The sequence below is a fragment of the Rahnella bruchi genome, from assembly GCF_003614975.1.
Taxonomy (GTDB): Bacteria; Pseudomonadota; Gammaproteobacteria; order Enterobacterales; family Enterobacteriaceae; genus Rahnella; species Rahnella bruchi.
Genome location: NZ_QZWI01000007.1, coordinates 49,890 through 62,768 on the forward strand (window position 1 = coordinate 49,890; position 12,879 = coordinate 62,768).

Below are 12,879 nucleotides of genomic sequence, written 5' to 3' on the forward strand. Positions count from 1 at the left end.
TGACTTGATTTCAAGTTGTTCAAAAAAATCGATGAAAGGTCTCTAAATATTGCGCTATCACTGCATAAGCTTTCTGAATAAAGTAAGTTCCATTCGGGGAGCGTTCTGGTTATAAAAAAACCGACACCCTATGTACCACACAGTTAAGGAACTCACTAATGAGCAAAGTACTCGTTCTGAAATCAAGCATTCTGGCTAACTTCTCTCAGTCTAACCAACTGGCTGATTACCTGGTTGCACAGTATCAGTCCGCAAACAGCGGTTCTACCGTGACAGTTCGTGACCTGGCCGCAAACCCAATCCCAGTATTAGATGGCGAACTGGTTGGCGCACTGCGTCCATCCGATGCTCCGCTGACTCCACGTCAGGAAGAAGCACTGGCGCTGTCTAACACCCTGATCGACGAACTGCAGGCGCACGACGTGATCGTCATCGCTGCACCAATGTACAACTTCAACATCCCGACTCAGCTGAAAACCTATTTCGACCTGGTTGCCCGTGCAGGCGTGACGTTCAAATACACCGAGAAAGGCCCTGAAGGCCTGGTGAAAGGCAAACGCGTTATTGTTCTGACCAGCCGTGGTGGTATCCATAAAGACACCCCAAGCGATCTGGTTGCCCCTTATCTGTCTCTGTTCCTGGGCTTCCTGGGGATGAGCGACGTAGAATTCGTTTACGCTGAAGGTATCGCATACGGTCCTGAAGTGGCGACTAAAGCACAGACTGATGCGAAAGCAGCCATCGACGCCGCTATCAAAGAACTGGCTGCCGCATAATTGCAGTTATCACAATCTGAGCAACCATTCACTTAAGAATCTGTTCGCTCCGCTCAGATGACGTTGTGATAAAACGATTGCGCGCCGAGAGGCGCGCTTTTTTTATTTATTGAAAACTTATGTTCTTAGATTTATCGCTACTTTCCCAGACGATAAACGATGCCGAATAATAATCCGGACTATAATCACTTGCGGCTCTGTCAGTATCCTCAGTGAAGCCCAGAGTAATATGATAAGCATAACCTGTTTCAAACTTATAACCGAACAATGGCATGCAGGTGTCTTTTTTTATTACTTTATAATCTTCTACATTATTAAATTGCTGCGTAAAACCTGGCGGTTCTCCCCATTGTTCAATATGAAGTGATTTAAGCTTTTGTTTTTCCGTTCGCCCCGGCGTGAGCAGGCAAAGTGCATCTCCGGTAAAAAAGGCGTGTGTTTCAGAGGGAATGGTTGACGTAGAACTTGAAATGCATCCTGACAGTGAGAAAGATAGCACTACAAGGGTGATTTTTTTAAGCATTATCAATTCCTTTGATGAATTCATCACGCAAATTTAAAGATATGAAATCCGTTTATCTTTCTTACTAGTTTCCCAGATAACAAAAGATGTGGTGTAATTATTAGTATAAAAATTACTTTCATCCCGCTCCGGATCTTTAGTTAAATATATAGAGACATTATAAGCACTTCCGACTTCAAATTTATATCCAAACGTAGGTATGCAAGTGTCTTTTTTTATTGTGATATATTCATCTTCGCTTTTAAAAAACGTTGAAGAACCCGGTGACTCCCCCACTTTTTCAACGGACATACCGATTAATTTTTGTTTTTCTGTTCGTCCTGGAGTCGTCAGACAAAAATCCCCGCCAACAAAAGATGCCTCCGCATCAGCTGAAGGAGTAAAATGGTCCCCTAAAAAACATCCGGAAAGTGATAGTGCCAAATAAACAACAACAGTTTTTTTTATCATTATTGAGTCCTTCAGTAACTTGGGAAATCGGTTAAGATTAATTTATAATATGATAATACGCTATCTAATTCATCACCCTTATAATTTCGATGCGGATTGTAATACCATTTAGACTCTCCAAAATTCACCAGAAAAAAATAATCGGCAACTATGGACGCTTGTTGCTCCATTGAGTATTCATTCAGTCTTGTTTTTCCTTCAAAATTATAATGATAATCAACGGCCCAACTCATACTCCCTCTCAGCTTTACCCACATGCCATTTTGGTACTGCCAGACATGTGTCATTTCATGGATGAATAGGTGCCTGAGAGGAGGGCTTGCAGTTGAAAAATCATCTTGATAATTCTCCCCTCGAAAATAGAGCTCACCATCTGGTGTCATTGCTACATATTCATTTTGCAACCCAAATGGCAGATAACTGCCTAAATGGATCCACACTCTGCTGTAGTCGATATAACTGCCAAAGACTTTACGGGCGAGTGCTATCTCGCCTATCGTTAATCTTCTTACCTGCCCCCCCGGGTCAGTTTTTCCATTTTCAGCCTTTCCACAACATCCATAAATACACTCCCTGTTTTTCCGAATTAAATCGTGTCGCTCCATATGCTGTAGCCGGACGTTCCCGCAGTGTGGTGCTTCCATGTGACGGTTTCATAGACGACTGAAATCATTTCTTCGGGCTCTTTATCCGGAGCATCCAGTAAATGCGGCGCTCGGATGCTGTGTCGTTCAATCGTTGCCCCTCTGACCTCTACCGTAAAATGTTTTTCCTGAGCACCGACGGAAGACGTTCTGAAAAAATCAAAAAACAAATCCATTTTTTCATTACTGGCGATGGCCATTCCTATTAATGGCGTCGACTTATCAATCAGCTTAATAAAGCTCACCGGTCTGTGTTTTACATTCTGACTTCGCACAATTTCGTGATCAAAATGAAGCACAATAATTTCATCCCGGTGAGCGCTCTGAAATTTGTTTCCTACGGAGTCATAGGTTGAACATCCTGCGGAAATTAAACCCTGTTTCTGCCCGATTATCTTAACGTAGATTAGATTTGCCATTCTCAAATTCCTTTTGATTTATTGATTAATTAACCGAGTTGTGAAATAGCATTCATCACACTAATGTATATTAACTCTGTTAATAATTCTTATATCAGGAAATTAAGAAGTGCGCTGTTAACTGTTTTGAAAAAGCGATATGAGTATCAGAATAAGAAAATTCAGAAGGGATAAATCATGGGGCGGAATTAATTCCCTGCCCCATTAACTAGTATTCGTACTTTTATTTCTGCAACCACTGCCCGTTAATGCCACGCACGTACTCGCCTTTTCCGGCTCTGGCGACCAGTTTCTGGCCGGCGAGTTTTGCGACGTCGTCTGTGCTGACATTATTTTCCTGTGCCACCTGCTGATACTGCTGCTTTCTCGCATCGTTTATGCGGTTAGCCAGCGCAATAGATTCGGCATCCTGTTTTAACGATGCCAGATAGCCAGAGAGCGTTTCACCCACGCGCCCCTGCTGTTTCGCTTCATTGAGCGTTAAGGCAAACGCCTGACTGCAAAACAGTAATCCCCCGGCCAGTAACATTAGACTGCTTCTTTTGATGCTGCTTCTTTTGATGCTGCTTCTTTTGATGCTGCTTCTTTTGATGCTGCTTCTTTTGATGCTGCTTCTTTTGATGCTGCTTCTTTTGATGCTGCTTCTTTTGATGCTGCTTCTTTTGATGCTGATAGTTTTGGTAAACATTCCAGACATACAGACTCCTAGAACAAATCGCTCTGATTTTTCAGCAGATCTTCGACGTCTTTATCCACTTTGATATGAATTTCATGTTCAATTTTTACATTCATATTGATGGTGATCGGCTCTTTCGGCGCAGCCAGTTCAATGCGTGGCACGCAGCCGCTGAGCATCACTGTGCAGAGTGCTACGCACAGTCCTGCAACTTGCAGTTTCATTGTTCCTTCCTCACTGTTGGATCTTTTTTCTGCCCATTAACAGGCGGGCTTTTCGACAGCGCCTTCGCTGGCAAAGACATCTGCTGTTGCAGCCATTCCTGAAGATTGTCGCCAAAACGCAAACTGCGCCAAAGCTGATACATGTTTTCCTCATGGGAATAATTGAGCACGATTTCGCGTTTTTCTTTGTCACCGCCGCGGGTCGTATCGGTGTAATTCACTCCGTCAACTCTGGCCTTCATGGTCAGCACACCGAGGTTATCCAGGCTGACTTTTGCATCAGAACGGCTGATTTCCAGATAACGCAGCAGGCCAATCACCATATTATTGGCAAAGTTTCCGCTGGCCATGGCGTCAGCAAATTGCGGGTCGAGACGCAGCGTCAGGCCGCCGTCGTTTTTGATCCAGCCGTCATGAATAATCCACTGCGGATTATCCACGTACAGCGGCAACTCGCCATAAATCACGCCAGACATCGCCAGTTGTTTCGGTTTGAGCGCCGTGAAAAGTTCGCTGAGATTGATTTTTTCGAGTTTAAGCACCGCGGCATCATGCTGCGGCATTCTCAGTGCCGAAAGGCTCAGACGCCCGCGTAAAACATCTACCCCCAGATTACTCAGTGTCAGCGGCATTTTTTCACTCCACGGATAATGCCCCTGCAAATCCGCCGTCACGTTCTTCATTTTGACCAGATTATTGACTTCGCCAATACGCAGCGTCACCGGTTTTTTCACGCCCAGCTGCCAGACCTGATCCTGCAGGCGGTAAGGAAGACTGAAATCTAGCCCGCTCAGGTCACCGTCTTTCATCCACAGGCCGCCATTTTTCACGACCCAGTGCCCACCCGCCACAAATCCCTGCTCGCGCGCCGCCGAGAATGCCGACTGTGCATAAAATGTGCCTTCGCGCAGTTTGATGTTCAAATCTGGCGTCAGCAACGTCTGGAACGCGGTCAGTCGCTGTTTTGGCCACCAGCCTTCACCGCGTAACCGTTCGCCGTCCCAGCGGCCATTGAGGCGGATCGGGCCAATCGGTTTGGCATCGAGCATTCCGCGCATCGTAAAACGATTCGGGCTGTCACCGTCGAGCTGTAAGACCAGCGTAGCCGGTGGCAGGTATCCGCCATTTGTCAGCGCAATTTTCTTCGCTACCAGCTTAACGTCACCCTTAAATTCGGTCGGTAAATCAGGATACTGAGGTTTAAAATGTGAAGACGGCGGACGTTTCCACATCAGCGGATGTTCCAGTGTCAGGCGCGGCGCTTCGACATCCACCAGGCCGTAATGCAGCCGGTCAAAACCTGTGGAGAGAGAATTAATGCTGATGAGATTGTCATGCCACTGGCCTTTCCCAGACATATCCCAGCGGCCATTAAGCGGCGGCAAATGACCATTGCCCCAGTAGTTGAAATTCCACTGTCCGATATCCGGCCAGAACGCCAGCGCTTTGCCGCTGAGGTGTAAATCAAACGCGCCCCAGAAGCTGTGGCGCGCTTTAAGAATGGCCTGAAGTGGCCCGCTGACGCCTTCGGCAGACACTTTTACACCTGCCAGCGGCCAGCGTGCATCGCTGATGGTCAGTTCCGGCGTCGGTTTCCCCCACGCGCGCAGCAGTGAACCGCTGTGCAGAGAAAGCGTAGGATTCAGAACCGAACCGCTGAGCTGGCCGGGAAGCGAAGCACTGAGAGAGGTGGTCTGGAGATTGGCCTGCCCGGTGAGACGGAAATCGAGTTGACTGTCCAGCAGCCCGACGCGCCCCGGCCCCAATGTCAGCACCACGTTCGCCTTACCATTGTGACCCTGCGTCAGCACGTTAAGACGCGCCGTGATATTGGTTTGGTCGAACGTCGGTGTCCAGTCGCTGAGCGTCAGATTCACGCCACCGGTCAGCGATTGCGTGCCATACGGCCAGCGCCACTGCCCCTGTGTGATCTGTAAAACGTTGTTGCTCAGTTTCCATGGCAGCATCAGCAGCGGCTGCTGAGCGTTTTTTTCCGCTAACGTGAGTACGCCTTCGGTTGCCTGCCAGCTGAGCTGAATATCCAACGGATCAGGCACCTGCGCGGTTTGCATTTCGGCATGCAGTTCGCCGGATTCAGGAAGAGTATCGAACGTTGCGGGCAACAACAGTTTGCCGCTCAGCGTGACCGGCTGGTCGCTGCCCGGAGGCGTCAGACTGAAAGAGTGGATCGCCAACTGGCGCGTGCCATCAAGCACCGCGTCGAGCTTAAGAGATTCGCCATTGAATGAAAGATGCTGCGCGCCGCCTGCATTACTTATCTGTAATTTACCGGCATAGCGCTGCCAGGGTGTGATGGAAAGATGATCGATGCTGACATCCCCCGGCGGCAACATCTGCTGAATATCGGCCAGCGAACGCGTCTGCTGACTGTCGCTTTTGGGCATTTTAGCCAGACAGGCAGTGTCGACACTCAGAGCATCCAGCTTCAGCGCCCAGCGTGCGTCATGGCGACTCAGGCGGGCATTGCGCGCGGTCGCCAGCTGGCAGTCTCCGGCGGCATAGGTCACGCCCGGTACTTGCAACACACCATCAGCCCAGCGCGGCGCGCCTTTGAGCGTCAGTTGCGTCCCCGCGGGGAGCCAGTGACCCGCCACAACCGGCAGCCAGCGCGGCACTGTTTTCCATAGTAGCCACATCAGTAATGCGACAATCACCACTATACTCAGGAGTATCTGCGCGCTTTTCTTCAGTCCGTTCCTCATGACTTGCCTTGTCTTATGCTTCACTAAATGTGCTAACCGCCCGCAAGATATCATAATTAGCGTAACAACTGATGGCAGGAATGCCATCTGCCGCGTAACAAATAGCACAGGATAAATTGTCTGCGCTGCCGCGCTCTGCTAGTTTGGTGGCATATTGCGAATTGTTTCTGAAAGGGCTAAGTCCTTATAAAACAGCCGGAAACGGTTTCGCCAGAGATTCAAACTCACTGCGGAGAAACACCATGAAAGTGGCTGTCTACAGTACTAAAAATTACGACCGGAAATATCTGGAACTGGTCAATCAGCATTACGGTTATGAACTGGAGTTTTTCGATTTTCTGCTGACCCCGCAAACGGCGAAAACAGCGATAGGTTCTGATGCAGTTTGTCTTTTCGTTAATGACGATGGCTGCCGTGAAGTCCTGCAGGAACTGGCGTCGCTCGGCATCAAAACCCTGGCCCTGCGCTGCGCGGGTTTTAATAATGTTGATTTGGAAGCAGCAAAAGAGCTGGGTATTTCAGTCGTACGCGTGCCTGCCTACTCACCCGAAGCGGTCGCTGAACATGCCGTGGGTATGATGATGTGTCTGAACCGGCACATTCATCGTGCGTATCAACGCACCCGTGAGGCTAACTTCTCTCTTGAAGGGCTGATCGGCTTTAATATGTACCAGCGTACCGCCGGAATCATCGGCACCGGTAAAATCGGTGTGGCGGCGATGCGGATCCTGAAAGGTTTCGGTATGCGCATTCTGGCATACGATCCGTACCCGAGCCCGCTGGCGCTGGAACTCGGCGCAGAATATGTCGATCTGGATACCTTATACGCTGAATCTGACGTGATCTCGCTGCACTGCCCGCTGACGCCGGATAACCACCATATGCTCAATGCCGGTGCGTTCGCCAAAATGAAAGACGGTGTGATGATCGTCAACACCAGTCGTGGCGCTTTGCTGGATGCCACCGCCGCCATTGATGCGTTGAAAAAGCAAAAAATCGGCGCACTGGGCATGGATGTTTACGAAAACGAACGCGACCTGTTCTTCGAGGATAACTCCAACGAAGTGATCCTCGACGACGTGTTCCGCCGTCTGTCTTCATGCCACAACGTGCTGTTCACCGGCCATCAGGCATTCCTGACCAGCGACGCGCTGACCAGTATTTCTGAAACCACGCTGATGAATATTGATCAGCTGGCGAAAGGCACAGCCTGCCCTAATCTGCTCTGATCCGGTCATAAATGCCCGAATTTCAAGGCTCACTCCGGTGAGCCTTTTTATTTGCGGCGGTCTGTAATCCGGTCAGCGGCTCAGCACCCGGCTGATCTCCGTCCCGTAGCCCGTAACAGTCAGGACGTCATCGGCCAGCGTGACCGAGGAAAATGGCAGACTGTTTTCGCCATCCACCATTCCTTTCATCGTAATAAAATCGGTATTTCCGACACGGTCGTAACCGCCGCGATGGTCGTGACCGGCAAAATAGGCGCGTACGTCATAGCGACACAGCAATTCGACCAGCGTCTCGCAATTCCACAGGTTATGGCTGTTGACCGGCGTCAGCGGGTAGTGTCCGAAAACCAGCAGCACTTCTCGCTGTTCGCGGGCTTCGCGAAGATTCTGTTCGATCCATTCCAGCTGCTTGCGCCCTACCGCGCCGTTCCATGGCTGCGCCTGCGACTGCTGACATTCGGTCAGTTCCTCCAGCATATATTCAGCAAGCTGGCGGTCGTCACCGTTAGCATGATTGCAGTACAGGCTGACGTCATTGCCATCGATAACCAGAAAACGATAGCCTGGCAGGCTGAACGAATAATAACTTTTCGGCAGGCCAATTGCCGGTTTCTGCGCGCCCAGATGTTCAGAAATCACCTGCGCGTCGTGGTTGCCGATAAGCACTGCATGCGGATGACGCAAGGCTTCGTAACGGTTCAGTACTGCCTGAAAACTTGTCCAGTCTCTGTCCACCAGGTCACCCAATGTGACGACAAAATCGAGTTTTAAATCATTCAGCTCATGGATGGCGGTCGCCAGTTTATTCAGGCTGTTGCGGTAATAACGGATTTTATGAGTATCCGCATCCGCATATTGCGGATCGGCAATCAGCCCGAACCGCAGCCGCGCGCCGTTTACCAGTGCATCATGAACCTCTGGCGGCTGATACAGTGAACTGACATTGCCCAGCGCCTGTGCCTGTCGTTCGGATAACAAAGGGGATGAAGTCGTGACGGTCATAATATTCTCCTGTCAGATTCTTATCGGATCCCTGCCCGCATAAAAGATTGGACGAACTGACGCTGAAAGATAAGAAACAGCACCAGCAATGGCAGTACGGTCATCAGCGTCGCAGCGCTGATCAGCGCCCATTGCACGCCCTGCTCCGGCGCTGAAAACAGCTGTAGCCCGACGGTAACCGGTCGCACTTTCACCGAATCGGTGATAACCAGTGGCCAGAGAAAATCGTTCCAGTGGAAACTGATGGATACCAGCGCAAAAGCGACGTAAATCGGTTTCGCCAGCGGAATATAGATTTTACGTAAGATATAAAACCGGCTGGCACCTTCCACAATGGCGGCTTCTTCCAGCACCAGCGGGATACTTTTAAATGTCTGCCGCAACAGGAAAATGGCAAAGGCCGAGGCAAAATACGGCAGCGCAATGCCTGCCAGCGTATCGCGCAGCCCCAGCGTGCCAATGGTTTTGTAGTTATTCAGGATCAGAACGTCGGGGCTTATCATCAGCTGTAGCAAGATCAGAGCGAAGATGAATCCGCCCGCTTTCAGTTTAAACCGCACCAGCGCATAGGCCGCCAGCGTCGCCAGTATCAGCTGACAGACCACAATCATCAGCACCAGCAAAGTAGTGTTGAGAAAGTAGCGGGCAAAGGGTGCCGCATTCCAGGCATGGATAAAATTCTGCAAAGTCAGCGGTGCAAACAGCGAGAAACTGCCCTGCGCGGAGGCCGGATGAACAGCCACCCATAGTGAAACCAGCACCGGCAAAAACCACAGTAAAGCAGCCAGCCAGATGGCGAGGTTCAGGGAAAAACGGCTGAGAGAAAAACGATTCACTGATAGTGCGCCCTTTTATCCAGCAGATTAAATTTGATCAGCGCGATCGCAGCGAGGATCACCAGCAATACGACGGTCATGGCTGAAGCCGCCGGTAAATCCCAGTAACTGAACGCCGTCCGGTAGATGTAAAACAGCAATAAACTGGTGCTGTTATTCGGCCCGCCGTTAGTCATGGCAATGACCTGATCGACAATCCGGAAAGCATTCATCGAGGCATTAATCAGGATAAACAGCGTGGTCGGCATCAGTAATGGCCACTGCACGCGAAAGAAAAAATAGCGCCGCGACGCCCCTTCTATTTCTGCCGCTTCGGCCAGTCGTGGATCGATTTGCTGCAATGCAGCCAGATAAAAAATCATAAAAAATCCGGCCTCACGCCAGACGGAAACTGCCATCAGGCTGTAAAGCGCCGTGCCGGGCTCGCCGAGCCAGTTGACCGCAGGCAGCGAAAACAGCGCCAGCAGTTTGTTGAGCAACCCGAGTTGTGGCGTGTAGAAAAACAGCCACAGATTGGCAATCGCCACCATCGGCAGCAGCGAGGGGATGAAAAACGCCGCTCGGGTGATGGCGTTACCGCGCAGACGCCGGTTCACCGCCAGCGCCATCATCAGCGCCAGTACCACCGACAGCGGAATGGTGATCACGGCGTAAAGCAGGTTATTGCGCAGCGACAGCATAAAGATGTCGTCATCGAGCAGTGCGCGGTAATTATCCAGCCCGACAAACTGCGGGACATGCCCGCTGCGCGCGGCGCTGAACAGACTTTCCCACACCGTCGCCAGCGCTGGATAGTGGGTGAAAAGCAGCAGAAAACAGAGCGCGGGTAGCAGCAGAAGATAACCATAAAGCTGTAAAGACAGCCCGCGTGTGCGGGCGGCCGGTGCAACGGTGTGCAATGTGCTCATGCCGGTCCTTACTGGTAAGGTTTCAGCAGGCGGTCGGCCTGTTTCTGCGCGGAACTCAAGGCGTCTGCTGGCGTTTTGGCCTGCGTCACGGCGGCTTCAATGGCGTGGTTAAGCAGTTCCTGGATCTGCACGCTGTTATACGTCGACAACTCCGGTTGTGAATATTTAAGCTGTTCACGCGCCACCAGCGCCTGCGGCACCTGTTTCACGTAATCCTGCATGACCGGCGTTTCCCACGCGGCTGGCGAGGTGGCGACATAACCCGTCGCGATACTCCAGCGTGCGGCCTGCTCAGGTGCAGAAACCCAGCGGATAAATTCCATCGCGGCTTTCTGCTGTTCAGGCGTGGTATTTTTGAAAACGTACAGGTTGCCGCCGCCGGTAGGGCTGCCGCGCTGGGTTTTCTCCGGGAGCATCGCCACGCCAAACGGGAATTTGGCGTTTTCACGCACGGTAGTCAGGTTGCCGGTGGTGGTAACCATCATCGCCGTTTTGCCGTCGATGAAATCCTGTGGCGTAGTGCCCCAGGCAATGGTGCCTTTTGGTGACACGCCGTCTTTTTGTGATAAATCCGTCAGCCATTGCAGCGTTTCGACGTTGGCTGGCGTATCGAACGTGACCACCGTGCCTTTGCCGTTATCCAGATGGCTGCCGTTGGTCGCAGCAATCCCCTGGAAGTTCCAGTAACCATTTGGCGTGGAAGGAATTTCTATCCCCCACTGTTTCACTTCGTTACCGTCACGCACCACCAGTTTCTTACCGAAATCCACCACCTGCTGCCAGTTAGCCGGCGGCGTATCGCCATTCAGTCCGGCTTTCTCAAACGCCTGTTTGTTCCAGTACATCACCACGGTTGAACGCTGGAACGGAATGCCCCAGACCTTGTTCTGAATATGGCGGATAAAGGCCGGATAAAAGCCGTCGATCCACTGTTTGCCGTCTGCATCATTCGCCAGGTCACTGACAGGCAAAATCGCGCCCGCGTCGATCAGCGAATAGGCTTCAATATCGCCGATCACCGCAATCTGCGGCGCATTACCACCACGGAAGGCGGTCAGCGCCTTGGTCACGGTCGTCGCGTAATCCCCGGTATACACCGGCTGAATGCTGATATCCGGGTGCGTTTTCTGGAAATCTTCCACCAACGTATCCACGGTATGGCTGATTTTCCCACCCACGGCGATCGGGTAATACATTTGTAATTTCACCGGATCCGCCGCAAAGGCTGAGGTTCCGGTGATTAAAAGCATCGCTGTGGTCAGACGTGAGAAACGGTGCGCAATAGACATGATGTTCCCTTCGGCAATAGTCGTTGTAAGAATAAAAGTGACTCAAAAACAAGTGCTACACAGCGACGCGGTTATCTGAACGCAGACAGGCTTGTTCCGCCTGATAGCAGCGTTTTCCGTCAGCTGTGAAGAAAAAATATTGCGCACCCGTGGCCCATTGCAGCCCGACGTACTGGCCTTCGGCGTAGCGTTTCATGCCGGCAACTTTGACGGTCAGTGGTTGCGAATATCCGGATAAGGCGCAAGCGATCAGCGTGTCTGCACCCATATATTCATGGCTTATCACCTGCGCGGTCAGGCTGGCGTTTTCGGCGCAAATCAGCTGAATATCTTCTGCACGCAGCCCCAGACTGATGGCATCCTGCAGGAAATTTTCCACCACCGGCACCGGCATATTAGACAGATAATGATGATGCCCCCGGCATTCGAGCGGCAGAATGTTCATCGGCGGCGCACCGATGAATTGCGCGGTAAAAATGCTGGTCGGGTTGTTATAGAGATTGTCCGGCGTGTCGTGCTGCTCGATACAACCGTCGTTAAGCAGAATGATTTTGTCGGCCATGCTCATTGCTTCAGTCTGATCGTGGGTGACGTACACCATCGTCAGACCGAGCTTTTTCTGAATCGCGCGGATTTCACGGCGCATGCTCTGGCGCAGTTTGGCGTCAAGATTGGAAAGCGGTTCATCCATCAGGCACAGCTTGTTGTTAGCAATTACCGCCCGACCCAGCGCCACGCGCTGCTGCTGTCCGCCGGAAAGTTGTGCAGGAAGCCGGTCAAGCAAGGGTTCCAGCTCCATCAGTTTGCTGACCTCCTGTAACCGCGCAGCAAAATGACGTTTATCCTCACCGCGCGCCCGCAGCCCGAATAACAGGTTTTCGCGAACGTTCATGTGAGGAAAAAGTGCATAAGACTGGAACACCATAGAAAGCTTGCGCTGTGACGGGGTAAGCGCGGTGACGTCAGACTGCCGGAAATAAATCGCACCACTGTCAGCGGATTCGAGTCCGGCAATCGTTCGCAGCATGGTGGATTTACCGCAACCGGAAGGCCCCAGCAGCGCAATGAAATCACCCTCTTCCACATCAAAGCTGATGTCGTTAAGCGCTATTTTATTGCCCCAGGATTTCCGGATGTGATGAAGTGATAAATAGCTCATGCCTGCGATGTCTCTCTGACT

At 51.2% G+C, this 12,879-nt stretch carries 14 protein-coding genes; 2 read left to right on the plus strand and 12 right to left on the minus strand.

Annotated elements, in window-relative coordinates; all coding sequences use genetic code 11:
• The first annotated feature begins 158 nt into the window (after positions 1-158).
• Positions 159-776 (plus strand): FMN-dependent NADH-azoreductase, encoded by a 618-nt coding sequence (locus D5398_RS13610; RefSeq protein WP_112287253.1) that lies wholly within the window; start codon positions 159-161, stop codon positions 774-776.
• A gap of 106 nt (positions 777-882) precedes the next feature.
• Here D5398_RS13610 and D5398_RS13615 read toward each other — a convergent pair whose 3' ends face one another.
• From D5398_RS13615 to D5398_RS13650, 7 genes are all read right to left on the minus strand, one after another.
• Positions 883-1,299 (minus strand): putative T6SS immunity periplasmic lipoprotein, encoded by a 417-nt coding sequence (locus D5398_RS13615; protein WP_120508120.1) that lies wholly within the window; start codon positions 1,297-1,299, stop codon positions 883-885.
• Between the two features lie 33 nt (positions 1,300-1,332).
• Entirely contained in the window at positions 1,333-1,749 is a 417-nt protein-coding gene (locus tag D5398_RS13620; RefSeq protein WP_120508121.1) for a putative T6SS immunity periplasmic lipoprotein, read from the minus strand.
• Positions 1,750-1,760: 11 nt separating this feature from the next.
• A complete protein-coding gene (locus D5398_RS13625) occupies positions 1,761-2,354 on the minus strand; it encodes a type IV secretion protein Rhs (RefSeq protein ID WP_244216763.1) in 594 nt (197 codons plus the stop codon).
• A complete protein-coding gene (locus D5398_RS13630) occupies positions 2,336-2,812 on the minus strand; it encodes an Hcp family type VI secretion system effector (RefSeq protein ID WP_120508122.1) in 477 nt (158 codons plus the stop codon). The genes D5398_RS13625 and D5398_RS13630 overlap by 19 nt, the downstream gene beginning before the upstream one ends.
• A gap of 223 nt (positions 2,813-3,035) precedes the next feature.
• Positions 3,036-3,341 carry a YdbL family probable chaperone protein gene (locus D5398_RS13635; protein ID WP_120508123.1) on the minus strand — a complete coding sequence of 102 codons (306 nt, stop codon included), beginning with the start codon at positions 3,339-3,341 and terminating at the stop codon, positions 3,036-3,038.
• Between the two features lie 176 nt (positions 3,342-3,517).
• A complete protein-coding gene (locus D5398_RS13645) occupies positions 3,518-3,712 on the minus strand; it encodes a YnbE family lipoprotein (protein WP_120508125.1) in 195 nt (64 codons plus the stop codon).
• Positions 3,709-6,435: a YdbH family protein gene (locus D5398_RS13650; RefSeq protein ID WP_120508126.1), complete on the minus strand. Its 2,727-nt coding sequence runs from the start codon at positions 6,433-6,435 to the stop codon at positions 3,709-3,711. Before D5398_RS13650 ends, D5398_RS13645 begins: the two co-directional genes overlap by 4 nt.
• Before the next feature lie 242 nt (positions 6,436-6,677).
• Between D5398_RS13650 and D5398_RS13655 the strand changes: the two genes are divergently transcribed.
• On the plus strand, positions 6,678-7,664 hold the full coding sequence (locus D5398_RS13655; RefSeq protein ID WP_120508127.1) for a 2-hydroxyacid dehydrogenase: 987 nt from the start codon (positions 6,678-6,680) through the stop codon (positions 7,662-7,664).
• 72 nt (positions 7,665-7,736) lie between these two features.
• Here D5398_RS13655 and D5398_RS13660 read toward each other — a convergent pair whose 3' ends face one another.
• Genes D5398_RS13660 through D5398_RS13680 form a run of 5 tightly spaced genes read right to left on the minus strand, consistent with a single transcriptional unit; the run spans position 7,737 to position 12,858 of the window.
• Positions 7,737-8,666: a metallophosphoesterase gene (locus tag D5398_RS13660; RefSeq protein ID WP_120508128.1), complete on the minus strand. Its 930-nt coding sequence runs from the start codon at positions 8,664-8,666 to the stop codon at positions 7,737-7,739.
• Positions 8,667-8,686: 20 nt separating this feature from the next.
• A complete protein-coding gene (locus D5398_RS13665; protein ID WP_120508129.1) occupies positions 8,687-9,502 on the minus strand; it encodes a carbohydrate ABC transporter permease in 816 nt (271 codons plus the stop codon).
• Positions 9,499-10,410: a carbohydrate ABC transporter permease gene (locus D5398_RS13670; RefSeq protein ID WP_120508130.1), complete on the minus strand. Its 912-nt coding sequence runs from the start codon at positions 10,408-10,410 to the stop codon at positions 9,499-9,501. The genes D5398_RS13665 and D5398_RS13670 overlap by 4 nt, the downstream gene beginning before the upstream one ends.
• A gap of 8 nt (positions 10,411-10,418) precedes the next feature.
• Entirely contained in the window at positions 10,419-11,699 is a 1,281-nt protein-coding gene (locus D5398_RS13675) for an ABC transporter substrate-binding protein (protein WP_120508131.1), read from the minus strand.
• 55 nt (positions 11,700-11,754) lie between these two features.
• On the minus strand, positions 11,755-12,858 hold the full coding sequence (locus D5398_RS13680; RefSeq protein WP_120508132.1) for an ABC transporter ATP-binding protein: 1,104 nt from the start codon (positions 12,856-12,858) through the stop codon (positions 11,755-11,757).
• Between the last annotated feature and the right edge of the window lie 21 nt (positions 12,859-12,879).

Coding starts and splice junctions, on each gene's coding strand:
- D5398_RS13610 (WP_112287253.1), top strand. CDS start 159: ATGAGCAAAGTACTCGTTCTGAAATCAAGCATTCTGGCTAACTTCTCT.
- D5398_RS13615 (WP_120508120.1), bottom strand. CDS start 1,299: ATGCTTAAAAAAATCACCCTTGTAGTGCTATCTTTCTCACTGTCAGGA.
- D5398_RS13620 (WP_120508121.1), bottom strand. CDS start 1,749: ATGATAAAAAAAACTGTTGTTGTTTATTTGGCACTATCACTTTCCGGA.
- D5398_RS13625 (WP_244216763.1), bottom strand. CDS start 2,354: ATGGAGCGACACGATTTAATTCGGAAAAACAGGGAGTGTATTTATGGA.
- D5398_RS13630 (WP_120508122.1), bottom strand. CDS start 2,812: ATGGCAAATCTAATCTACGTTAAGATAATCGGGCAGAAACAGGGTTTA.
- D5398_RS13635 (WP_120508123.1), bottom strand. CDS start 3,341: ATGTTACTGGCCGGGGGATTACTGTTTTGCAGTCAGGCGTTTGCCTTA.
- D5398_RS13645 (WP_120508125.1), bottom strand. CDS start 3,712: ATGAAACTGCAAGTTGCAGGACTGTGCGTAGCACTCTGCACAGTGATG.
- D5398_RS13650 (WP_120508126.1), bottom strand. CDS start 6,435: ATGAGGAACGGACTGAAGAAAAGCGCGCAGATACTCCTGAGTATAGTG.
- D5398_RS13655 (WP_120508127.1), top strand. CDS start 6,678: ATGAAAGTGGCTGTCTACAGTACTAAAAATTACGACCGGAAATATCTG.
- D5398_RS13660 (WP_120508128.1), bottom strand. CDS start 8,666: ATGACCGTCACGACTTCATCCCCTTTGTTATCCGAACGACAGGCACAG.
- D5398_RS13670 (WP_120508130.1), bottom strand. CDS start 10,410: ATGAGCACATTGCACACCGTTGCACCGGCCGCCCGCACACGCGGGCTG.
- D5398_RS13675 (WP_120508131.1), bottom strand. CDS start 11,699: ATGTCTATTGCGCACCGTTTCTCACGTCTGACCACAGCGATGCTTTTA.
- D5398_RS13680 (WP_120508132.1), bottom strand. CDS start 12,858: ATGAGCTATTTATCACTTCATCACATCCGGAAATCCTGGGGCAATAAA.